Source organism: Cyanobium sp. Lug-B, from assembly GCF_024345635.1.
GTDB lineage: Bacteria > Cyanobacteriota > Cyanobacteriia > PCC-6307 > Cyanobiaceae > Cyanobium > Cyanobium minutissimum.
Genome location: NZ_JAGQBM010000055.1, coordinates 1 through 23331 on the forward strand (window position 1 = coordinate 1; position 23331 = coordinate 23331).

Annotated in this window: 19 protein-coding genes; 14 read left to right on the plus strand and 5 right to left on the minus strand. The window is 67.7% G+C overall.

What is annotated here, in order from left to right; translation table 11 throughout:
• Nucleotides 1-32 precede the first annotated feature (32 nt).
• Entirely contained in the window at nt 33-407 is a 375-nt protein-coding gene (locus KBY81_RS12700; protein WP_254973945.1) for a hypothetical protein, read from the minus strand.
• 3 nt (nt 408-410) lie between these two features.
• Complete coding sequence (sufR, locus tag KBY81_RS12705; RefSeq protein WP_254976673.1) at nt 411-1130, minus strand: iron-sulfur cluster biosynthesis transcriptional regulator SufR; 720 nt, start codon at nt 1128-1130, stop codon at nt 411-413.
• Between the two features lie 213 nt (nt 1131-1343).
• Between sufR and KBY81_RS12710 the strand changes: the two genes are divergently transcribed.
• The 11 genes from KBY81_RS12710 to KBY81_RS12760 all read left to right on the plus strand — a co-directional run bounded on the left by KBY81_RS12710 (nt 1344) and on the right by KBY81_RS12760 (nt 12741).
• Entirely contained in the window at nt 1344-1709 is a 366-nt protein-coding gene (locus KBY81_RS12710) for a ferredoxin-thioredoxin reductase catalytic domain-containing protein (RefSeq protein ID WP_106222794.1), read from the plus strand.
• Between the two features lie 16 nt (nt 1710-1725).
• The gene (gene sufB, locus KBY81_RS12715) at nt 1726-3168 is read left to right on the plus strand and encodes a Fe-S cluster assembly protein SufB (RefSeq protein ID WP_106222793.1); all 1443 of its coding nucleotides are present in this window, start codon (nt 1726-1728) and stop codon (nt 3166-3168) included.
• A gap of 73 nt (nt 3169-3241) precedes the next feature.
• Nucleotides 3242-4045, plus strand: a complete 804-nt coding sequence (gene sufC / locus KBY81_RS12720; protein WP_254976674.1) for a Fe-S cluster assembly ATPase SufC — start codon at nt 3242-3244, stop codon at nt 4043-4045.
• A gap of 1 nt (nt 4046) precedes the next feature.
• Nucleotides 4047-5327 carry a Fe-S cluster assembly protein SufD gene (gene sufD / locus KBY81_RS12725; protein WP_254976675.1) on the plus strand — a complete coding sequence of 427 codons (1281 nt, stop codon included), beginning with the start codon at nt 4047-4049 and terminating at the stop codon, nt 5325-5327.
• On the plus strand, nt 5324-6631 hold the full coding sequence (locus tag KBY81_RS12730) for a SufS family cysteine desulfurase (protein WP_106222790.1): 1308 nt from the start codon (nt 5324-5326) through the stop codon (nt 6629-6631). The genes sufD and KBY81_RS12730 overlap by 4 nt, the downstream gene beginning before the upstream one ends.
• A 1067-nt stretch (nt 6632-7698) precedes the next feature.
• Nucleotides 7699-8115, plus strand: coding sequence for an SRPBCC domain-containing protein (locus KBY81_RS12735; RefSeq protein WP_254976676.1), 417 nt, complete (start codon nt 7699-7701; stop codon nt 8113-8115).
• A 725-nt stretch (nt 8116-8840) separates the two neighbouring features.
• Nucleotides 8841-9623 carry a DNA alkylation repair protein gene (locus KBY81_RS12740; protein ID WP_254976677.1) on the plus strand — a complete coding sequence of 261 codons (783 nt, stop codon included), beginning with the start codon at nt 8841-8843 and terminating at the stop codon, nt 9621-9623.
• Between the two features lie 216 nt (nt 9624-9839).
• On the plus strand, nt 9840-11240 hold the full coding sequence (locus KBY81_RS12745) for an alpha/beta fold hydrolase (RefSeq protein WP_254976678.1): 1401 nt from the start codon (nt 9840-9842) through the stop codon (nt 11238-11240).
• A gap of 33 nt (nt 11241-11273) precedes the next feature.
• Nucleotides 11274-12131 (plus strand): ABC transporter six-transmembrane domain-containing protein, encoded by an 858-nt coding sequence (locus KBY81_RS12750; protein WP_254976679.1) that lies wholly within the window; start codon nt 11274-11276, stop codon nt 12129-12131.
• A 53-nt stretch (nt 12132-12184) separates the two neighbouring features.
• Nucleotides 12185-12499, plus strand: a complete 315-nt coding sequence (locus KBY81_RS12755; RefSeq protein WP_254976680.1) for a hypothetical protein — start codon at nt 12185-12187, stop codon at nt 12497-12499.
• 17 nt (nt 12500-12516) lie between these two features.
• Complete coding sequence (locus tag KBY81_RS12760) at nt 12517-12741, plus strand: DUF167 domain-containing protein (protein ID WP_254976681.1); 225 nt, start codon at nt 12517-12519, stop codon at nt 12739-12741.
• Nucleotides 12742-12782: 41 nt separating this feature from the next.
• Here the strand turns inward: KBY81_RS12760 and KBY81_RS12765 are convergent, their stop codons facing one another.
• Nucleotides 12783-16223, minus strand: coding sequence for an EAL domain-containing protein (locus KBY81_RS12765; RefSeq protein ID WP_254976682.1), 3441 nt, complete (start codon nt 16221-16223; stop codon nt 12783-12785).
• A gap of 198 nt (nt 16224-16421) precedes the next feature.
• Complete coding sequence (locus tag KBY81_RS12770) at nt 16422-17126, minus strand: trans-aconitate 2-methyltransferase (RefSeq protein WP_254976683.1); 705 nt, start codon at nt 17124-17126, stop codon at nt 16422-16424.
• A 67-nt stretch (nt 17127-17193) separates the two neighbouring features.
• Between KBY81_RS12770 and KBY81_RS12775 the strand changes: the two genes are divergently transcribed.
• Together KBY81_RS12775 and KBY81_RS12780 are read left to right on the plus strand one after the other, a co-directional pair.
• Nucleotides 17194-20025: a cyclic nucleotide-binding domain-containing protein gene (locus KBY81_RS12775; protein ID WP_254976684.1), complete on the plus strand. Its 2832-nt coding sequence runs from the start codon at nt 17194-17196 to the stop codon at nt 20023-20025.
• Between the two features lie 37 nt (nt 20026-20062).
• Nucleotides 20063-20779: a TrkA family potassium uptake protein gene (locus tag KBY81_RS12780; protein ID WP_106222779.1), complete on the plus strand. Its 717-nt coding sequence runs from the start codon at nt 20063-20065 to the stop codon at nt 20777-20779.
• Here the strand turns inward: KBY81_RS12780 and KBY81_RS12785 are convergent.
• Nucleotides 20736-22370 (minus strand): sodium:proton antiporter, encoded by a 1635-nt coding sequence (locus KBY81_RS12785; RefSeq protein WP_254973974.1) that lies wholly within the window; start codon nt 22368-22370, stop codon nt 20736-20738. The genes KBY81_RS12780 and KBY81_RS12785 overlap by 44 nt on opposite strands.
• A 249-nt stretch (nt 22371-22619) precedes the next feature.
• On the opposite strand from KBY81_RS12785, the gene KBY81_RS12790 reads away from it, so the two are divergent.
• Nucleotides 22620-23331: amidase family protein (locus tag KBY81_RS12790; protein WP_254976685.1), on the plus strand; the 712-nt coding region annotated here is incomplete at its 3' end.

A 23331-nucleotide genomic window follows, 5' to 3' on the forward strand; every position in this document is an offset into this window, starting at 1 on the left:
GGCACTGGCCGCCGCCGCCGCCCTGGCCGGGGTCAGCCTGGTGGCGGGGCTGGTGGGGCTGCCGGGGGCCTGAGGCGACGGTCGGCCTCGCCGGTGGCCCAGTGCACCAGGTCGGGCAGGTCGAGGTCGAGGGGCGCCTTGCCGGCGGCGGCGGCGATGGCCGTCAGCTGGGTGGCCACGTGGCCCATCTGGGTGAGGAAGGCCTGCTCGAAGCCGGCATCGGCGGCAATCACCGGCTGGGCGGCGGCCCAGGCCGCCACGGCCGCGTCCGGCGGGAGCTCACCGGTGCGCCGCCCGGCGATGGCCTGGAGGGTGCGCAGGCCATGGGCCAGGAGCCGCAGGTGGTGGCGCTCCAGGGTGGGCAGCAGGGTGGCCTCCAGCTGCTGCAGCTCCTCAGGGCTGAGCACGGCTCAGCCGCCCGCGGCCACGGGGTCGGCGGCCACGGGGGCGATCCGGAAGCCGCAGCTGTGGCCCCCCTCGAGCCGCCAGTGGACCCGCTCAACGGCGCAGTCGGGGAAGGTGTGGCGGATCAGGCGCAGTTCCTGGTCGCAGACGACGGGGTACTGCTCGGCGATACGCATCACCGAGCAGTGAAATTCGCTGATCACCCAGGCGGGGCCATCGGCGTTGTCGGTGGCGGGGGCGTCGTCGCGGCGGCATTCGGCCACGTAGCCCTCCTTGCGACGCAGCTCCACCAGGCGCTCGATCCGCTGGGCCAGGGGGCCCCCGCCGATCTGGCGGCGGTAGTCGTCCGCCTTCTCCTCGGCCTGCTGGCGGAGCACCAGCTCAAGGGTGTCCGCCGGCAGGCTTTCGGTGAGGGTGTGGAGCAGGCCGAGGGCGAAGGTCTCGCTGCCGTCGGGGAAGCGGCCCTGGCCCAGGGCGGTGAGGTGCCAGATGTTGCTGGGCCGGCCGGGACCCTCGTGGGGCGCGCTCGCCTCGACCAGGCCGTCGTCCTCGAGGCTGCGCAGGTGGCGGCGCATCACCTGGACCGACACCCCGAGGGCGGCCGCCAGCTGGCCCGCCGTCGCCTCACCTTCCCGCAGCAGCACCGAGAGGGCCGCTTCCCGGGTGGGATGGCTTCCCTCGGCGGGAACGGCCGGAAGGCCGCGGGACTGGGCGGGGGCGCTCATGACGGGCGTCTGACCACAACGACGGGCGTCTGACCAAAACACCATGCCACGCACGCCGGGGGATTGGGGGCCGGGCGGTGGTGCCCGCCGGGGCGTCACAATGACCTTTCCATGCCGTCAACGGACCACGCCTGTGCCCTAGGCTCCCGCAGTAACGAAACCAAAGTGTTTCGTTATTCGATCCACCGGTGCGCGCAACCCGACGCTCTGCCCATGACCGACGCCTCCACCACGACGACCCCCGCAGCCGGTGCCGAGAGCCTGGAGGTGATCCGCCGTTTCGCGGAAACCTACGCCCAGCGCACCGGCACCTACTTCTGCAGCGATCCGGGGGTCACCGCGGTGGTGCTCGAGGGCTTGGCCCGGCACAAGGACGAGCTGGGCGGTGCCCTCTGCCCGTGCCGCCATTACGAGGACAAGGAGGCGGAGGTGGCCCAGGCGTTCTGGAACTGCCCCTGCGTGCCGATGCGGGAGCGCAAGGAGTGCCACTGCATGCTCTTCCTCACCGAGGACAACCCCTTCCGGGGCGAGCTCCAGACCATCAGCCTCGAAGACGTCCAGTCCCTCACCGCCGGCTGAACCGGCCCCCTTCCCCATGGCGAGCAGCGCAACCGTCGGCGATCTGGTGAGCCAGCCGTACAAGTACGGCTTCGTCACCGACATCGAAACCGAGAAGATTGCCAAGGGCCTCAGTGAGGATGTGGTGCGGCTGATCTCCGCCAAGAAGAACGAGCCGGCCTTCCTGCTCGACTTCCGCCTGCGCTCGTACCGCCAGTGGCTGCAGATGGAGGAGCCGGACTGGGCGACCCTGGGCCATCCGCCGATCGACTACCAGGAGATCATCTATTACGCGGCGCCCAAGCAGCAGGAGAAGAAGGCCAGCCTCGATGAGGTGGACCCGAAGCTGCTGGAAACCTTCGACAAGCTCGGCATCCCCCTGAGCGAGCAGAAGCGCCTCTCCAACGTGGCGGTCGATGCGGTGTTCGACAGCGTCTCGATCGCCACCACCTACCGGGAGAAGCTGGCGGAGCACGGTGTGATCTTCTGCTCGATCAGCGAGGCGGTGAAGGACCACGCCGACCTGATCGAGAAATACCTCGGCACCGTGGTGCCCGGCAACGACAACTACTTCGCCGCCCTCAACTCGGCGGTGTTCAGTGACGGCTCCTTCGTGTTCATCCCGAAGGGTGTGGAGTGCCCGATGGAGCTCTCCACCTACTTCCGCATCAACTCCGGCGACACCGGCCAGTTCGAGCGCACCCTGATCGTGGCCGAGGAAGGCGCCTCGGTGAGCTACCTGGAGGGCTGCACGGCGCCGATGTTCGACACCAACCAGCTGCACGCGGCGGTGGTGGAGCTGGTGGCCCTCGATGACGCCTCGATCAAGTACTCCACCGTCCAGAACTGGTATGCGGGGGATGAGAACGGCAAGGGCGGCATCTATAACTTCGTTACCAAGCGGGGCCAGTGCCGCGGCGACCGCAGCCACATCAGCTGGACCCAGGTGGAAACCGGGTCGGCGATCACCTGGAAGTACCCCAGCTGCGTGCTTCAAGGGGCCGATTCGGTGGGCGAGTTCTACTCGGTGGCCCTCACCAACAACCGCCAGCAGGCCGACACCGGCACCAAGATGATCCATGTGGGCCCCCGCACCCGCTCCACGATCGTGAGCAAGGGGATCAGCGCCGGCCACTCCTCCAACAGCTACCGGGGCCTGGTGCAGCTGGGCCCCAAGGCCGTGGGCGCCCGCAACTACAGCCAGTGCGACTCGATGCTGATCGGCGACCAGGCCGCCGCCAACACCTACCCCTACATCCGCTCCCAGCAGCCGGATGCCCGCATCGAGCACGAGGCCAGCACCTGCCGGATCTCGGCCGACCAGCTCTTCTATCTGCAGAGCCGGGGCATCGCCTTCGAGGAGGCAGTGTCGATGATGGTGAGCGGCTTCTGCCGCGACGTCTTCAACCAGCTGCCGATGGAGTTCGCCGCCGAGGCCGACAAGCTGCTGGCCCTCAAGCTCGAGGGTTCGGTCGGCTGATCCCGGCCCACGGCCACCCCGGCCGGCCCAATGCTTCTACCCCTGTCCCTTCCCTGCCCTTTTCTCCCCCGCCGTGATCCGCCCCGACGCTCCCGTACTGCTCGAGATCCGTGATCTCACGGCCCGCGTGGAGGACCAGCCGATCCTCAAGGGGGTGTCCCTGACGATCCGCGCCGGTGAGATTCATGCGGTGATGGGCCGCAACGGCAGCGGCAAGAGCACCCTCTCCAAGGTGCTGGCGGGCCACCCGGCCTACACCGTCACCGGCGGCAGTGTGCGCTACATGGGCGACGACCTGCTGAGTCTCGAACCCGAGCTGCGGGCCCGCGCCGGCCTGTTCCTCGGCTTCCAGTACCCGGTGGAGATCCCGGGGGTGAGCAACCTCGAGTTCCTGCGGGTGGCCACCAACGCCCGCCGCGCCGGCAAGGGGGAGGAGGAGCTCGACACCTTCGCCTTCGAGGACCTGGTGCGCGAACGGCTGCAGGTGGTGCAGATGGATCCCGCCTTCCTGGAGCGCAGCGTCAACGAGGGCTTCTCCGGTGGCGAGAAGAAGCGCAACGAGATCCTGCAGATGGCCCTGCTCGAACCGCTGGTGGCGGTGCTGGACGAGACCGACTCCGGCCTCGACATCGATGCCCTGCGCATCGTGGCCGGTGGCGTGAACCACCTGGCCGGCCCCGACAACGCCACCCTGCTGATCACCCACTACCAGCGGCTGCTGGATGTGATCACACCCGACTACGTGCACGTGATGGCGGCGGGCCGGATCCTGCGCACCGGCGGCAAGGAGCTGGCCCTGGAACTGGAGGAGCGCGGCTACGACTGGGTCGACGCCGAACTGGCGGCCCTGGAGCGCACACCGGCGGAGGTGGGCTGAGATGGTGGCCGCTTCGCTTTCCACCCCCACCGCCGCCGCCGACGCCGCCCCCGGTGGCTGGGTCGCCGCCCTGCTGGCGAACGTCCCCGGTTTCGCCTCCCCTGGCGCCGATGTCCTGGCGCCCAGCCGCTCGCGGGCGGCCCAAACCCTGGCGCAGACCCCGCTGCCATCGCGGCGCGTGGAGGCCTGGCGCTTCACCGACCTGGCGCCTCTCACCGCCCTGAGCCCCACCCTGCTCAGCCCCGCCCCGGCGGCGCAGCCTGAGACGCCCGCCGGCAGCCTGCGGCTGGTGCTGGATGGCCACAGCGATCCCCTGGCCGGGATCAGCCTGCCGGCGGGCCTGGAGCCCATCAGCGGCGCGGAACTTGAGGCGTCCCTGGGCCAGGTGCTGGCGGCCACCGGCAGCGCCGAGCTCTGGCCGGTGCTGCTCAACGGCGCCACGGCGCGCCACGTGCTGGCCCTGCAGGTGCGCGGCGCCGTCGCCACCACCTTGGAGCTGGTGAGTGACGCCGGCGACGGCGAAGGGATCCTGCCCCTGCGGCTGCTGCTGGTGCTGGAGCCGCAGGCCTCGGTGGAGGTGCTGCAGGTGCACCGCAGCGGCGGCGCCAACCTCACCAGCGTGGTGCTGGAGGCCCGGCTGGGTGAGGGCGCCGAGCTGCGCCACGGCCTGCTGGCCCCCGGTGCCGACACGGGCTGTCTGCTGGCCACCGTGGCGGTGGAGCAGGCCACGGGCAGCCGCTTCAGCGGCGTCAGCGCCCATGGCGGCTGGTCCCTGGGACGGCTGGAGCCGCGGCTGGTGCAGCGGGAGGGGGCGGCCCACAGTGCCCTCAAGGCCCTGCAGCTGGCGGATGGCCGCCAGATCAGTGACACCCACAGCCAGATGGTGTTCGAAGGCCCGGATGGGCGGCTGGAGCAGCTGCACAAGGCGGTGGCCGACGGACAGGGCCGCAGCGTGTTCAACGGGGCGGTGCAGGTGCCCCGTGCAGCCCAGCGCACCGATGCCGCCCAGCTGAGCCGCAACCTGCTGCTCTCGGACCGGGCCCGGATCGACACCAAGCCGGAGCTGGAGATCGTCGCCGACGACGTGCGCTGCGCCCATGGCGCCACCGTGAGCCGGCTGGAGCAGGACGAGCTCTTCTACCTGCAGAGCCGCGGCATCGCCGCCGACCAGGCGGCCCGGCTGCTGTTGCGGGGCTTCTGCGAGGAGGTGCTGCAGGAACTCCCCGACGCCGCCCGGCCGTGGCAGCCTCTGGCCAGCCTGTTGGGGGAGCAGGGACGATGACACCGACCTCCACGAACTCCCCGAGGATCGCGGCGCCGCCGCTGGCGGCCACGCCCGTGGTGGCCGACCTGGCGGTGCAGACGCGGCCCGATTTCCCCCTGCTGGCCCAGACGGCCTGCCTGGGGCAACCGCTGATCTACCTGGATTACGCCGCCACCAGCCAGAAGCCCCGCCAGGTGCTGGAGGCGCTGCAGCAGTACTACAGCCTCGACAACGCCAACGTGCACCGCGGCGCCCACCAGCTGAGCGCCCGCGCCACCGACCATTTCGAGGCAGCCCGGGGCAAGGTGGCCGCCTTCATCGGTGCCGCCAGCGCGCGGGAGATCGTGTTCACCCGCAACGCCAGCGAGGCGATCAACCTGGTGGCCCGCACCTGGGGCGACGCCAACCTGCGGGAGGGCGATGAGGTGCTGCTGTCGGTGATGGAGCACCACAGCAACCTGGTGCCCTGGCAGCTGCTGGCGGCCCGCACGGGTTGCGTGCTGCGCCATGCGGGCGTCACCGAGAGCGGCGAGCTGGATCTGGAGGACCTCAAGGCCAAGATCAGCGATCGCACCAGGCTGGTGAGCCTGGTGCACATCAGCAACACCCTGGGCTGCCTCAATCCGATCGAGGCGGTGGCAGAGCTGGCCCACGGAGCCGGCGCCCTGCTGCTGGTGGATGCCTGCCAGAGCCTGCCCCACAAGCCGGTGGACGTGGCCGCCCTGGGGGCCGATTTCCTGGTGGGTTCCTCCCACAAGCTTTGCGGGCCCACAGGCATGGGCTTCCTCTGGGCCCACGAGGCGCTGCTGGAGGCGATGCCCCCGTTCCTGGGGGGCGGCGAGATGATCCATGACGTGTACCTGGACCACAGCACCTGGGCCGATCTGCCCCACAAGTTCGAAGCCGGCACGCCGGCGATCGGTGAGGCGATCGGCATGGGCGCCGCCCTCGATTACCTGCAGAACCTGGGCATGGAGCGCATCCACGCCTGGGAGCAGCAGCTCACCCGGCGCCTGTTCGAGCGGCTGCAGGCCATCGACGGCGTGCGGATCCTGGGGCCCACGCCTGATCAGCAACCCGACCGGGCCGCGTTAGCGGCGTTCAGCGTCGACGGCCTGCATGCCAACGACATCGCCGCCCTGCTGGATTCGGCCGGCATCTGCATCCGCAGCGGCCACCACTGCACCCAGCCCCTGCACCGCCATTACGGCCTGGCCAGTTCCGCCCGCGCCAGCCTGGGCTTCACCACCACCCCCGAGGAGATCGACCGCTTCGCCGAGGAACTGGAAGGCACGATCGGGTTTTTGAGGGAGCACAGCTGAGGGGGGAGATCAGGGGGCATGCTTTGCCTTGCGTTGGCTCTTGCCTGAGAGACGGCCAGGGCTCTGGACTGAGAGGGAGTATCGAGAAAAACAAAGGGGTATCGGACCCGTGAACCATGGTTGTCGTTGCTGGACCGAAAGCGGCTAACTCCTGCACCGCACTGTTTTTGGCGGAACTTCGGTTCAAGTCCGCCGGGTGGTTCCCGTAGTCATGGGGCTACAACGTGTGGTTATCGGAAACCATCCAATTAAAGTTCGAAGGATCGGAGAGAGAGCAGAGAGCACTTGTTCTTCTAACCATTTTCCGGGCTCTGCTCCCATGCTGGATGTTGTTGATTGGAGCAAAAACCCCATCGCCAGACTCTGTCCTACTCAGGACCGCGCATCTGGCAGAAGGCTTGGCATTGGATGATCACGCTTGGATGACGAAAGACGATGGCCCCTGCCTGCACAGCGGTGATCCGTCTGGATGGACCTTGGTGGCTGGGCTGGGTGGAGGAGGTGCACGGCGTCAATCCCCAGGAGCACACCAGGGAGGAGCTGTGGGCATCCCTACGGCAGGTGCTTCGTGACGCTCATGAAGTCAATCGCCTTGAGGCCTTGGAGGCTGCGGGCCCGGGGCATGAGGAGCATGCACTCCCCCTGTGAAACGATGGGTTCTGCTGCGCTATCTCAACGAGCGTGGTTGCGAGCTCTTGAGGGAAGGTGGCCATCATTGATGGTGGTGGAACCCAACCCAGAATCGTCGGCGCGCAATCCCGCGCCATTCTGAGATCAAGGAGGTTCTGGCTCGCAAAATCTGCAAGGATCTTGGAGTTCCTAAACCGGAATAGGCAAATGCCTCAATTGGATGCTGTAGATTTCGTTGCGTCCGACGATATCTCTATGACTAATCCCCATGGGTTTTGGTGATGATGTCAAGCCCTGCGAACGTTGTCTGTTGAGAAGCGACACTTCGGGCAGGCCCCTCGAGCGGAAGGGCCACCACTGGTTTGCTTCTGATATCAGATACGATTTTCCTGCCACTCAGAGGCAGCGTTAGATGCGCCCAACCACCATGGAGAACCATGCGAATCACGATTGAGGTCAATGTTGCTGCTCCCATCAACGACGTGTGGCAAGCGTGGACATCACCTGCTGACATTCAGCAGTGGAATGCGGCTTCCGACGACTGGCATTGCCCGAATGCAGAGATCGAGCTGAGCCCCGGTGGCACGTTCTGTTACCGAATGGAGGCCAAGGACGGCAGTATGGGCTTTGATTTCGAAGGCACTTTCACCCGAGTAGACCTCTGCAAATGCATCGAATTCGCTTTGGAAGACGAGCGGCTCGTCGTCGTGGAGTTCGCTGAGAGTGAACAGATGGTAACCGTTCGTGAGACCTTCGAAGCCGAGTCAGTCAACTCGGCTGAGCTGCAACGGCAGGGTTGGCAAGCCATCTTGGACAGATTCGCTCGTCACGTTGAGGCGAAGAAGCTCCGCTGAGGGCAATTTCGCTGCAGCTGACCTCCAGGTCCACAAGCCGGGAGTTGTGGACTTCCTCAGCCACCGGTAGCGATCGCCTGCTTCTGATCTTGCGTCTTGACTAGAGGTGTCGACATCCGAGCAAGTGGATATTGTTCTCAGCCATGGGCCGACGACCTGCGGGCACGGGCTGATGGCATGGACGCCCAGCAATTCGTGGTGACTGGCTGGCAGAGAGGGGGTCTCGGGCCATGACCACTGCCCCCTGACTGGGCTCTGCTCGTCTTGCGAATCTGTCCTGGATCGCTGATGCCGGCTACGGAACGTTCGAGCCAACTGGTCTGCGACTTGCCAAGGCAGCGTTGATGGGCTTGGGCGACGCCTGGCCTTACAATTCCATCCTGGCTTCAAACGCATGGATGAAAGGCTGGGCTTGAGTGCCATGCAGTTTGTGGCCAGCACTGTGCAGATCCACTGGATATTGATCGGCGTCTCTGATCAGGAGGTCTTGTTGTTGACGCCACCATGCTCTACAAAGCCTGACCCTTCGACAGGAGCACAGTCACCCCTCCGGTCCATTTCTGGCGGGGTACGGATGACAAACTGGTGCCTGAACCCATCAACAGGACGGTGGCGGACAAGACCCCAGGCCTCACCTGGCCATGGATAGGACCACCGTGACGCCTCAAGGCCCCACTCTCCCACCTGCGCCGCGATCCATTCAGAAGGGCACGCCTCTGAAGCACTTGCTGGGCAACGAGGCCATTGAGTGTCTGGCGCAAAACCTTCGGTTCGTGGATGCCGGATTTCCTGTTGGCCGGTTCTGCGACTCTGCTCGGACGGGACTCGAGCCTCTCTCGCTCATGCAACGGGGTCTGCACATTGCCAAGTCGCTTCATGCCTTCCTGCCTGGGAACTACGAGGAGGCCGTTCAGACCCTGATGGCGTCGTTGACACCGGAGAAATCGGATACTGAAGACTTGGGGACGGCTGGCTTTTTCTATCTTCCCCACAGCTTCTTTGTTTCTGCGTACGGTCAGGATCACCAACACAACGGTGGCCACGATCCCTTTGAAACATCGATGCTGGCGTTGCATGCCCTCACCATGCGGTTCACCTCGGAGTTCGCCATCCGCTCCTTTCTGATCCAGCAGCAACAGCGCACGCTGAAGAGATTGGATCTGTGGATCACCGACCCGAACCCGCATGTGAGGCGCCTCTGCAGCGAGGGGACGCGGCCGAGGCTCCCCTGGGGGAAACGCCTCGCCTCGTTTGTCGCCGATCCCACGCCCACATTGCCGATCCTTGAATCCCTCAAAGACGATCCATCCCTATATGTGCGCCGCAGCGTGGCCAACCACCTGGGGGACATCGCCAAAGACCATCCGAATCTCGTCTACGTCACCTGTGAGCGTTGGCTGCAAGCGGGTGCTTCACGAGATCTGCAATGGCTGATCCGCCATGCGGTTCGCTATCCGGCCAAACAGGGAGAGGCGCGCGCCCGGAAGATTCGTGATGCCGCTTGCTAACATCCACTGAGTGTTCAGTATCGAATGAAGAACGAGTTTTGGAAACTGCCTTCCAGTCGATGTCTTCATGGGGAGCAGGTGTCGTCTCATTTCTTCCGATTCGCTTTCCTCGCCATGGCTGCCGTCGCTGCGGGCGGTTCCGCCCCTTTCCATGCAGCTCCGGTTTCTGCCAGGTTCGGCCCGGCATGGACATCCGTCGACTGCAAGACCTTCGAGGTGCCTGCCGCCATCGCCGCCCAGTCGGATTGCGGCTACGTCACCGTCCCCGAGCAGCATGCCAAGCCCAAGGGACGCACCATCCAGCTCGGTGTGGTCCGCACCCGCAGCACGGGCCAAACCCCGGCGGCCGATCCCCTGTTCGTGGAGCAGGGCGGCCCTGGGGATTCCACCATCGGCGACATTGCCAATGGAGCCCTGCCGAAGTACCCCGAACTCCCGGCTTTACTGCAGGGCCGTGATCTGATCTTCGTGGAAGAGCGGGGCACCAGGTTCGCCAGACCGTTCCTGTTCTGCCCTGAGCTCAACGCCCATAACATCGCCGTGGCGCAGGGGAAGCAGAGCTACACCGATGCTGGCTGGATCAGGGTCTGTAACGAACGCCTGAAGGCCCAGGGGATCAACCCCAGCGCCTTCAACACCCGCGAGAATGCCGCCGATATCTACGCCGTCGCCGAGACGCTGGGCTACCCGGTCTTCAACTACTACGGCGTGTCCTATGGCACATTGCTGGGCCAGTACGTGATTGCCCAGGCCGACAGGCACCGGCCGAAACTCCGCAGCGTGATCCTCGATGGCGTGGTGCGGCCGGATCTTGATTTCAATCTGGCCTCCAGTCATACGTTCAGCTATGCCCTGAGGAACGTGTTCCGCGCCTGCGCGCAGGACCATCGGTGCAACGCGGCCTACCCGAATCTGGAGACGACGTTTCTGGGGATCGTTGATCGGCTGAACCGGAAGCCCGTGCCCCTGACCCTCACCATTCCCTCCAGCAAGCAGACCTTCACCACCCAGCTCGACGGCAACGCGTTCATCACGGGCGTCGTGCCGTATCTCGCCCGGCCCTATTCCGGTGAATCCGCCCGCGGCAGTTCCCTGCCCCGGTTCATTGAGGCCGCCAGCCAGGGCAACTTCGGCTGGATCGCCGAATCCCTGTCGGACCTCGAACCGAAGGGGGCCAGGGAGATGTATCACACGGTCGTCTGTGCCCGGGGTCGATCGGTGCGGCTCCAGCCCGCCCAGGTGCTGCCGCCGCCCTACCCGCAGCTGCTCCCCCTGGGTCTGCGCGAAGCCGAAGCGGTGAACAATGCCTGCGACGTGCTCCAGGTGGAGCAGAAACCTCCGTTCGTTGCTGCCAATCCGCAGATCCCCACCCTGGTGCTGAATGGCAGCGACGACCCGGTCACGCCAGCCCCCTACGGCGAAGCCGTGGCCAGGAACCAGACCACCGCCTACGTGGTCACCTTCCCCGGTGTCGGCCATGGGGCGCTGTTTGCGCCGCCGGGGATGGCCGCAGCAACCTGCGTGACACAGATCGCCGTCGACTTTCTGGCCAACCCCCAGCAGGCGCCCGACCGCCGTTGTCTGGCCCAGGTCAGGCCGGCCTTCGTCGTGGAGTGATCGCTGCCAGGCTGGAGACACCACGGCCGGGTGATGCCGCAGACCCTCCTATCCACCCTCTCCCGCGCTGAGCGGCTGTCGATCGCCGGCACCTACAGCCTGACGCTGCTGGAAAACCTGTGCATGCTCGCCTATCCGGCGCTGACCGGCTGGGCGGTGGACGGGCTGCTGAAAGGCAGCTACCGGGGCCTTTCGGCCCTGATCGCCGTGTGGCTGGTGCATCTGGTCACGGCCTTCGTGCGGCAGCGCTTTGATACCCGGGTCTTCATGGGCCTCTATGCCCGCCTCGCCGTGCTCACCGTGGCCGAGCAGAAGCGCCTCGGCCACGGCACGAGCATCGTGTCGGCGCGAGTCGAGATGATGCGCGACATGGTCGGCTTCTTCGAGGCCGACGTGCCGGCGATGTTCTCCCAGGTGGTGACCGTGCTCGGCTCGCTGGTGATGCTGTTCACCTACGACCTCCAGGCCGGATTCATCGCCATGGCGGTGCTGCTGCCGACGGGGCTCGTCAACGGCTGGTACTGGCGGCGCGCCCTGCGCCTGCACCGCGGCCTCAACGACCAGATCGAGCGCGAGATCGAGGACATCGAGGCGGCGCGGCCGCTGCGCCTGCGGCGCCACTTCGGCCGGGTGCGGCGCTGGCATGTGCAGCTTTCCGACAGCGAGTCCTGGACCTGGACCGTGACGGAACTCGCCACGATCGTGGCGCTGGTGGTGCTCCTGATCGACTTCACCCGGTCAGCGTCCTTCAGCGCCGGCGCCATCTATGCCGTGCTCGCCTACGTGTTCGATTATCTGCAGGGCCTCGACAGTGCTCCGGCGCTGGTGAACAACATCGCCCGGCTCCGGGACATCCGGGCGCGGCTGGGCAACGCCGTGGCCGCCGATTGAGCGGACCCGGCAACGCATCTAGCGTCGGGCTACGTCCCCCCGGCTCTGGCGCGATGGCCACCACCCTGCGACCCCTGTTGGCGGCCCTGTTGCTGTGGGCGAGCAATGCCGTATCGGCCGGGGCGTTTCCCGTGCAGGGGGGCTACGGCTTCGACGCCCTCAAGCCGACAACCACCACCTGCCATCGCATCTCGCCGCAGCAGGTCGCGACGTTCACCCGTTGCGAATTCACCGCGGCCGGTTACGCCTTCGGGCTCCCATCCCAGTACCACAAGTGCGACGCCATGCCCCACGGTGAGGTCTTCATTTATGAGTCTCCGGCGAAGTGTCAGGCGGCCTTGGAGACCATGCGGTCCAACGGGCCCTGAGCGGGCGCCAAGGATCCATGCGGTTGATTCACGTGAAGGTGAAGCCGGGAGCCCGGACCAGCCAGCTGACGCTGTTGGCGGACGGAACTTATCGCGCAGACGTCCGATCCCTTCCCACCGATGGCAAGGCCAACGAGGAAGTGATCCGGCTGGTGAGCCAGCTGTTCGGCTGTTCGCGATCCCAGGTGTCGATCAAGTCCGGCAGGATGTCGCGCATGAAATGGATAGCCATTGATGCTTAGGTCCCGTCTGCACGGCACGGGGTCAGAACACACTCCTAACCTCACAGGGGCAGCTGCCTGAAAGCCTCGCTGGACATGGGCTTGCCGATCCAGTAGCCCTGGATTTCGTCGCAGCCGGCCCGGCGCAGCAGCTCCATCTGCTCGGGGGTCTCCACCCCTTCGGCGATCGTGCGCAGGCCCAGGGTGCGGGCTAGGTTGATGATCGTCAGCACGATGGCGTGGTCGTCGCGGTCGGTGGCAAGCCCACGCACGAACGACTGGTCGATCTTGAGCTTATGGGCGCGGATCCGCTTGAGATAGCTCAGCGATGAGTAGCCGGTGCCGAAGTCGTCGATGGCGATCTGGATTCCTTCGTGGTACAGGCGATCCATCAACAGCAGGGCTTTTTCGGGGTCATCCAGTGTCACCGACTCGGTGAGCTCCAGTTCCAGCCGCGCAGGGGGCAGCTGTTCTTCGGCCAGGATGGTGAGAATCCGACCGGCCAGATCGCTGTTACGGAACTGAACCGCCGAGATGTTCACCGACACCGTCAGCGGCGGCGCCCCATCCTGTCCTGCGGGCCGGACCCACGTGCCGGCATCCCGCAGGGCCTGGCGAAGCACCCAGTCGCCGATGGGAATGACCAGGCCGTTGGCCTCGGCGACGGCAATGAATTCCCCCGGAGACACCGAACCCAGTTCCGCCGAATCCCAGCGCAGCAGAGCCTCGGCACCGATGATCCGGTTGGTGACCAGCTCCATCTGGGGCTGGTAGAGCAGCTTGAACTCGTTGCCTTTCAGGGCCTTGTGCAAGGCGTTGGAAAGGCGCAGGTGACGGGAGATCCGCTCCTGCACGCTGGGGGTGAAGAACTGGAAACCGTTGCGGCTGCCCTCCTTCACCTGATGCATGGCCGCATCGGCATGGCTCATCAAGGTGGCCATCGTGCTGCCGTCCTCCGGGTAGAGGGCGATGCCGATGGACGCCGTCGTGAAGAGGGTCTCGCCATGGACCCGACAGGGTGACGCCACCGTCTTCAGCAGGCGTCGCACCAGTGCCAGGGCGCCATCGGCGTCGGTGTCCGGCAGCAGCAGCAGGAATTCATCCCCTCCGGAGCGCGAGAGGGTGTCCCCGGGGCGCAGTTCCCCCTCCAGGCGCCGCGCCACCTCCACCAGCAACTGGTCGCCGACGGCATGGCCAAGGCTGTCGTTGACGGTCTGGAAGTGATCCAGGTTGAGGTTGAGCAGCGCCAGACGACCTCCCTGCTTCTGGGCCAGCATCAGGGCATGGCGGAAGCGGTCCCGCAGCATCACCCGGTTGGCCAGGCCGGTCAGCTGGTCGGAGTACGCCAGCCGCTTGATCTGTTCGTTCGCAAACCGGCGCTCGGTGATGTCGCGGGAGACGCCATGCATCTCGATACGCCCTGTACTGATATTGCGGATCAGCTTGGTCACCACCTCCGTCCACACGCTGGACCCGTCCTTGCAGGGCTGCTCCACCTCATCCACCGACACGATCTCGCTGCTCCGGAGACCCTGTCTGAATTCCTCCAGCTCAGAGCGGATCTGCTCCTCCATGCGCTGCCCGCTCCCAGGCTGCAGGGAGTCGGCGAACGGCCGGGCGATCACCTCGTCCGGCGTGTAGCCCCGCATCCGCTTCACGGAGGGGCTCACATACAGGTAACGCATGGTCACCGGATCGAGGGTCCAGATCACGTCGTGGACCGACTCCGTGAGTTCCCGGTACTTCGCTTCACTGGCCGCCATCTCCTGCTCAAGTCGGCGGCGCATCGCCAGGGCGTTCAGCCGGCTGAGGGTCAGGTCGATGTCCCGCACCATCTCCACCAGGAGTTGCTGGCTCTGCTCATCGAAGGCGTTGCAATCGGGGTGGTAGATCGCCAGTCCACCGACCACGACACCCTCGCGGTGCAGAGGCAGGGCGGCGGCCGATCCCCAGCCGTAGAGGCGGGCGCGGTCATGCCAGGGGGCCAGGCTGGCATCGTTGAGAAAGTCCTGGCACCACTGGGGCCGGTTCTCCCGCATGGCGCGACCCAGGGGGCCTTGCCCGTGCGGGACGTCGGGATCGATGCTGATGTGAAGGTCGTCCAGGTACTCGGTGCCGGTGCCGGCCCAGGCCACCGCCCGCAACTCCCGGCCCACGGGATTGAGCAGCCCCGCCCAGGCCATCTTCATCTCGCCGTAGGTCACGGCGATCTCGCAGATCTCCTGCAGCAGCGCCGTGCCGTCCTCGAGGCGGGCCATCGCCTGGTTCGACCGGCTCAGGGCGGTGTAGAGCCGATTCAGTCGCTCGATCCGGCGGGCATCCTGCTTGCGGGCCGTGATGTCACGGCTGAGCACCAGGAAACGCGGCTGGCCCTGGGAGGGAAGACTGCGTTGCGACACCGACAGCTCGAACCATGCCGGTCCGCTGGGCAGGGGCAATTGAATCTCCTTCCCATGGCTGAATCCCCTGCTGCCGGCCTCCGCCAGGGCCTCCTTCACGACGGCGGCGGCGGATTCCGGCAGCACCTCGCTCAGGGAGTGGTTCACCTGTTCCTCGGCGGGTCGTGTCAGCAGGTTGTGGCGCGAGCTGTGGACGTCCAGGATCTGCCCATCGGCGGAGATTTCGATCAGGGGGTCGGGGATGGCCTCGATCGTGCTGGTGAGCACATCGCGGGCCTCGGCCAGGTCGCGGGTGCGGCGGCGCACTTCCAGCTTCAGGCTGGCGCTCCACAGCGCGATCAGCCCCGCGGCCGCCGCCGTGGCCCCGAGCACCTGGAGTCCATGGCGGGCCAGCCAGCTGAAGCGGGGGTGGACGCCATCGCCCAGCCACTTGCGTTCCATGGCGGCTTCCTCGGCCGCACTGATCCGATTGAAGCCTGCGATCACGGTGTCCCGCAGGGCGGTGTGGTCCTTGCGCACGGCCTCGTACATGGCCGAGGTGTAGATCGGCGGCGATTGCAGGAACTCCTCGCTCAGTCCCTCCCTGGCCAGGATGTAGTTGGCCGGCAGCTCATTCATGCAGAACACCGGCAGGCTTCCGGAGCTGGACGCCTCGATGAGGGCGCTGTAATCCGGGTAGATGCGGAAGGTGCGGTTGCCGGCCGCCTTGAGTTTTTCGATGCACACATCGCCGGCGCGGACCCCCACCTTGAAGGCCTTGCTGGTATCGAGATCAACGATTCCGCTCAGCCTGCGGTCGTAATAGAGGCGAACATCCACCTCCAGATAGGGTTGGGTGAAGGCGTAGATCTTCTCCCGGTCCCTGGTGCGGGCCATGGCGGCGATGACATCGGCGCGGCCGGCCTGGACAGCCTTCTGGGCCTCCAGCCAGTCCATCGCCTGCAACTCCACAGGGATTCCTGTGCGACGCTGCCAAAGATCCCAGCGATCCCTTGCCAGGCCCTGGATCCTGCCCTGGGGATCCACGAAGCTGATCGGCGGGAAGGCATCGCTCACCACCACCCGCAGGGGCCGCTGAGCCTGGAGTTTGGCGCTGGCCGTCAACGGCACCGCCAGGCACGACAGCGCCAGCAGGTGCGTCCAGGATGAAACGCGGAACGAGGAACGGACCGGGGGAAGGACGAAACGATGAAAAAAAGACGTTGCGCCCCCTTGATCGCCCTCGGGCGAGTTCTTCTCCATTCAACCTACTCACCCCCCCGGCAGTCGTCAGGGCATTCCGCACCGCTTCGCTGCGAATCGTCAGAGCGGCCTGAGCACCGCCAGTGCCTCGGCCCGGTGCTGGCCCTGCCAGGCCCACTGCCACCGCCAGCCCGCCGCCTCCGCCTCCCGCACGATCGCCTCCGGGTCGGCTGGATGGTCCCACTGGCTCAGGTGTTCGATCACCTCCTCCTGCCGCTCCGGCTCCAGCGGGCTCCAGCCGTGCACGCGGGCGCAGTAGCGGCCCACGTAGGTGTCACGGTCCTCTCCCGGCGCGCGGAACACATCGGCCCAGAGCAGCAGGCCCCCCGGGGCGATGTGACGCCGGCAGCCCCGCAGGAAGCGGCCCTTGTCCGGCTCCTGCAGGTGGTGCACGGCGAAGCTGCTGAAGATCAGATCCACCGGCGGCCCCTCCGGCTCCGCCTCGGCCCAGGCCAGCAGATCCCCCTCCAGGAAGCGGCTGGGGTAGGGCACCGCCCCGAGGGCCTCGGCGGCCAGGGGCAGCACCGCCCCGTTCAGGTCCAGGGCCGTGAACGAGGCCAGCGGCAGGCGCCGCAGCAGCGGCGGCAGCAGGGACAGGTCGCCGCAGCCCAGGTCCACCGCGTGGGGGGGCGGCTCCGCGGGCCCGCGCTGCGCCAGCCAGCCGTCGATGGTTCGCGTGACGGCGGCGGTGAGGGCCCCGTGCTCCATCAGGTCGTGCTCCAGCACCCGGCGGTAGGTGCTCCAGTGGCGGGAGAAGAACGTCATGGCAGCGATTCTGGCGGCCCCGTCGCCTCCGGCACCGCCACCCCGTCAGCTTTCGGAGGCCATCGCTATGGTCAGCCCCACTTCGGCGCGGCGGCGCGAGTCAGCAGTGACGGAACGGCGGATGCATCTGGTGCGCTGGGCGCTCACCACCGGCTGGATCCTGATCATCCTCTCGCTGCTCTACGACCCGTTCACGCCCCGGTTCACCGCGCCCGACCACCCCTGGAGCCCCCTGCGGCTGCCGGAGGCCTGCGTGACGGTGCAGGGCAGCTGTCTGAGCGAGACCCCCTACCCCCTGGGCACCACCCTGTTCTGGGGCCTGGTGGTGCCCTCGGGCATCTTCATCCTGCTGGTGTTCGGCCATGAGCTGTGGCGGCGCATCTGCCCGCTCTCCTTCCTCTCCCAGATCCCCCGCGCCCTGGGGCTGCAGCGCCAGATCGCCCGGGTGAACCCCAAGACCGGTGAGAAGCGTCTGCAGCTGGCCAAGGTGCCGGCCGATTCCTGGCTGGGCAAGCACTACTCCCGGCTGCAGTTCGGCTGGCTGTTCGTGGGCCTCTGCGGCCGCATCCTCTTCTTCAACGCCGACCGCCTGGTGCTGTTCGCCTGGCTGGCCTTCACCATCGCCTGTGCCATCGCCGTCGGCTGGCTCTACGGCGGCAAGAGCTGGTGCCAGTACTTCTGCCCGATGGCACCGGTGCAGAGCGTCTTCTCCACCCCCACCGGCCTGCTGGGCAGCCGGGCCCACATGGCCAGCACGCCGATCACCCAGTCGATGTGCCGCACCGTCCAGCCCGACGGCAGCGAGCAGAGCGCCTGCGTGGCCTGCCAGCAGCCCTGCATCGACATCGACGCCGAGCGCCTCTACTGGGCCCGGCTGCCCAGCCCCGCCTTCGCCTTCGAGCGCTACGGCTACGTGGGCCTGGTGTTCGGCTACTTCGTCTATTACTACGTCTACGCCGGCAACTGGGACTACTACTTCTCCGGCGTCTGGCTGCGCCAGGAGGACCAGCTGGCCCAGCTGCTGCGGCCAGGCTTCTATCTCTTCGGCCAGCCGATCGATGTGCCCAAGCTGGTGGCGGTGCCCCTGTTTCTGGGGCTGTGCACCTGGCTCGGCACCCTCGCCGGCCGGGCGATCGAATCGGCCCTGCGGACCCGGGTGCGGCGTCGCGGCGCCGAGCCCGACCGGGACCGGATCCGCCACCGGGTGTTCGTGGTGGCCACCTTCCTGGTGTTCAACTTCTTCTTCCTGTTCGCTGGCCGGCCGCTGCTGCTGCTGGCGCCGGCCTGGCTCCAGTACCTGTTCGACGTGACCCTGGTGGCAGTCAGCACCCTGTGGCTCTACCGCGCCTGGAACCGCTCCCCCGACCTCTACGGCCGCGAGAACCTGGCCGAGCGCTTCCGCAAGCAGCTCACCCGCATGGACCTCGATGTGGGCCGCTACCTCGACGGCCGCTCCCTGGCCGACCTTGGCACCGAGGAGGTGTACGTGCTGGCCAAGGTGCTGCCGGGCTTCACCGGCCAGAAGCGGCTCGAGGCCTACAAGGGCGTGGTGCGCGAAGCCCTGGAGGAGGGCTTCGTCAACGCCGCCAGCAGCCTGGAGGTGCTCAAGCAGATGCGCCTCTCCCTCGGCATCAGCGACGGCGAGCACCGCCAGGTGCTCGACGAACTCGGCGTGGAGGATCCCGGCCTGCTGGATCCCGACAGCCGCCGCAGCCTGGAGGACCAGATCCGCCTCAGCGGCTACCGCAAGTCGCTGGAGCGGCTGATGCTGGTGCAGCGCCTCGGCGGCGTCACCGGCCCGACGGCAGCCGGCCCCGACGGCGCCGCCCTGCAGGCCCTTCGGCGCGAATACGGCATCTCCTCGCGCGAGGAGGAGCAGGTGCTCGACGACCTCTCCCCCGCCGCGGCGGCGACCCACAAGGTGGAGCGGCTGCTGGAGCGGCTGCCCGCCCTCACCGACGGCTACCGGGCCCTGCACCAGAGTGCCCTGCGCCACCAGTCCGCCGTGCTGGCCCTGCTCGACGACCGGCTGCAGCTGCGCAAGGAGCTGACCCTGCGGGCGATCCTCGACGGCCTGGCCACCCTCCAGGAGGATCCGGCGGTGCCGGCCCTGGTGCGGCGCCTCCAGGCCATCGCCCCCCTGGAGCTGCCGGAACTGCTGCGCCGGGAGGGCTGGGAGCGCCGCCTGCCGGCGTCCGTCGCAGGCACCCTGTCCCACCCCGGTGGCGAGGCCCCCTCCTGTTCCCTGGAGGTGCCCGTCGGGGAGACCCTTGGCTTCCTGGCCAGCCTGGCCGCCGATGCCAGCCCCACCCTCGCCTCCGCCGCCCTGTTCCTGACGGCCTGCCTTGACGCCGAGCGGGCCCGGGCCATGGCCGCCGAGCGGGGCGGTCCCGGCGCCCCGGCACTGCTGCGCCAGACCGCCCGCACCGTCGAGGGCCTCAGCGGCCCCCCTGAGCTGCGGGGGTTTCCGGAGCTGGAGAAGCGGGTGTTCCTGGCCACCAGCGACTTCTTCCGCCGCAGCGACGCCGACACCCTCGATGCCCTGGCCTCCCAGGCCGATGTGCGCTCCTTCGCCAAGGGCGAGCTGATCACCGAGGCGGGCGACACCTGCCGGGAACTGCTGTTGCTGATCGAGGGCCGGGCCCGGGTCCTGCACCGGGACGGCGAACGCACCTGGGTGGAGGACCTCCAGCCCGGCCGGGTGCTCGACGAACTCCAGGTGCTCACCCACAGTGCCTCGGAGAGCACGATCGTGGCCGAGGCTGATGGCACCCGCCTGCTTGCCGTGCCGGTGGATTCCTTCGACGCGGTGCTCGAGCGCGATCCCGACTTCGCCCGCCGGGTGCTGGAACTGGAGAGCGGCCAGCTGCAGCGGCTGATGCGGGCGGGAGTCTCCTGAGTCCGGAGTCCCCGGCGCCGTTGGTACCATCACGCCCATGTACGTGCTGATCGGCGGGGCGGGAATGATGGGGCTGGGCCTGGCCCGCCAGCTCCTTCAGCTCGGCCACACCATCGCGATCATCGACATCGATCCGCTGGCCTGCAGCTTCGCCCGCGAGAAGATCGGCGTGATGGCCTTCGAGGGCAGCGCCGTCAGCTCCACCGTGCTGATCGAAGCCGGCATCCGCAAGGCGGATGCGGTGGTGGCCGCCCTGCGGGACGATGCCCTCAACCTGGCCCTGATCACCCTGTCGCGCAGCTACGGCAGTTCCCACATCGTGGCGCGCATGCGCGATCGCGAGTTCCTCCAGGCCTACCGCCTGGCGGGAGCCAGCCACATCATCAGCACCATCGATCTGGCGGTGGCGACGATGGCGAATGCGATCGAATATCCCGATGTGGAATCGATGATGCACTTCGAGCAGGGCCAGGTGAAGGTGCTCAAGCTGCCGGTCCCCGCCGATTGTTCCGTGGCCGGCCGCAGCGTCGCCGCGATCGCCCAGGATCCCCGTTTCCCGAGCGGCTCCCTGATCATCGGCTACCAGCTCAATCCCGAGGCCAGCGTCGAGATCCCCAACGGCAACACCGTGCTCCAGGCCGGATCCACGATCCTGGTGGTCACCAGGCCGGAGTTCGTGCACCCGCTGATCGACTATCTCGGCCTCAGCGCTAGTCGTCGTCCAGCGCTAGAAGTTTCTCATCCAAATCTCTGACGAAGGGCTGCACGAGATCGTCCGGCACGATGCGTTTGCGGAGCGCCTCCATCAGGGCCCCCTTCTCGGCCAGAAGCAGGCGTCTCCGGATCGCCTCCAGCGGTCGGGCCCCGGGCTGATCAGGGCCGGAGCGCCCCTCGCTGTAGGCCTCCCGCAGCACCCGTTCGGACGCCGCCACCCGCGCCTGGTAGGAGGCCCACAGTTCCTCGTAGGCGGTCTTCGGCAGCACCCCGGACTTCAGCAGCCGGTCGAGTTCCTCCTGGGCCGCCTTGGAGGCGATCAGCTGGATCTGCAGCCTGCCGATTTCAGCGCCGACCGGCGACACCTGGGCGATGTTCAGGCGTCCGATCAGCCAGGGCAGCGCCAGCGCCTGGATCACCAGGGAGAACAGCACCGCGCCGAACACCAGCTCGATGATGCCGCTCCGGCCGGCCAGCGACAGGGGAATCGCCACCGCCATCGCCATCGAGAGCGAGCCTTTGATGTTGCCCAGCACCAGCACGTGCTGCCAGCGCAGGGGGATCGGTCGATCGAAGCGGCGCAGCAGCGCCAGCAGCCCGTACACCGTGAGCACCCGCGCCAGCTGGTAGGCCAGCACCACCAGGGCGATCGCCGGCAGCGACGTCCACAGGGTCAGGGGGTTGATCTCGAGGCCGATCAGCAGGAACAGGAAGGTGTTGACGATGAATCCGGCGTACTCCCAGAAATTCAGCACGGTGAGCCGGTCGGTGGCCGTGTCGCTGCGTGGCAGGCCCTGGTTGCCGAAGACGAGCCCGGCGATCACCACCGCCACCGCACCGGAGACCCCCAGAAACTGGCCGAACTGAAACGTCCCCAGGGCCAGGGGCACCGTGAGCAGCAGCGAGCTGAGGGGGTCGTGGAGGCGCAGGAACACCGGCAGGCACAGGTAGCCCAGGACGCCACCCACCAGCACCCCACCCACCGCCACCACCACCATCTCCCGCAGCCCCTGCGCCACCGTGATCGAGCCCGAGGCATGGATCAGCAGCAGCAGGTTGAAGCTGACCAGGGCGGCCGCATCGTTGAACAGGGTCTCGCCCTCCACGATCGTCGTCAGCCGCGCGGGCACCCGGATCTCCTTGAAGACCGCGATCATCGACACCGTGTCGGTGTTGGCCAGGATCACCCCCACCAGCAGGGCAGGGATCCAGGGGAGCCCCAGTACCAGATGCACCAGCAGCGCGATCACCCCCGAGGCGACCAGGGAGCCCGGCCCCGCCAGCAGCGCGATCGGCTTGAAGGTGCTGCGCAGCCGGCTGATGTCGGTGTTGATCGCCGCCTCGAAGATCAGGATCGGCAGGAAGAGATTGAGCACCAGCGAGGGATCGAGCCCGATCCGTCGCGAGAACACCTCGGTGAACGGCAGGCCCGCCAGCACCAGGCCGGTCACGTAGGGCAGCCGCAGCCGCTGGGCGATCAGGGCCACCGCCGTCGCCAGCAGCAGCAGCACGATCGACAGGCTCACCAGTTCGGGGATGCCACCGGCCGTCGTTCCGGCCGTCGGTCCGGCGCTGGCGCCGCCGCCCGCCACCGTCGCCATGGCCAGCCCCATCTCGTTCAAGTCGGCCACCGCGGGGTTGGGGTCTTCGGTCCGCTCAGTTCGATCGCGGAGCCCCATTATTGGCTCAGGTGGCCACCCTGGGCCGCCCTGGACGGGGCGGACGGGCCGTTGCGATGCTGGGCAGGCGCTGGGGGCGGCAGGCTCTTGCCCAGGGGGATCAATGCGGGTGGTATCGGGTGTGCCATCGCCCTGACGGCGCTGCTCTCCCCTGCATGGGCGGAGGCTCCGGCGGTGGGGCGGGAGGCCGAGCCGCCTTGCGTGGCCCGGATCGCCGCCGTGCAGCGGGAGATCCTGGGCCGCAACCTGGCCACCGGCTCCGGGCCGCCCCTCAACGCCTTCCAGCAGCTCAATCCCTACGCCCTCGAACAGGCCGCCGCCCTCGACCGCGCCCGGGCGGCGGGCGCCCCCGCCGGCCCCCTCGACTGCCTGCCGCTGGCGGTGAAGGACAATTTCGCCACCGCCGACCAGCCGATGACGGCCGGGTCGCTGGCGCTGCTGGGTAACCAGCCGGCGGCCGATGCCGAGGCGGTGGCCAGGCTGCGGGCCGCCGGGGCGATCGTGGTCGGCACCACCACCATGGACGAGTTCGCCTTCGGCATCCGCGGGCTGTCGGGGGCGGCGGGCCGGGTGGGCAACGCCTACGACCCCTGGCTCAGCCCGGGGGGCTCCTCCTCCGGTTCCGCCGTGGCGGTGGCGGCGGGGTTCGTGCCCCTGGCCCTGGGCAGCGACAACTGCGGCTCCCTGCGCCTGCCGGCCGTCTACAACGGCGCCGTGACGCTGCGACCCACCCAGGGGCGCTTCTCCAGCGCCGGCCTGTTGCCGCTGGGTTTCGTCAACGGCACCCCGGGGCTGATCGCCCGGGACCTGGACCTGCTGGCCCGGGGCCTGGCGGTGCTCGATCCCACCTGGCGGCCTGGGCGGGCGGCGGCCCCGCCGGACCTGCGCGGCCGGCGCCTGGCGGTGCTGGCCC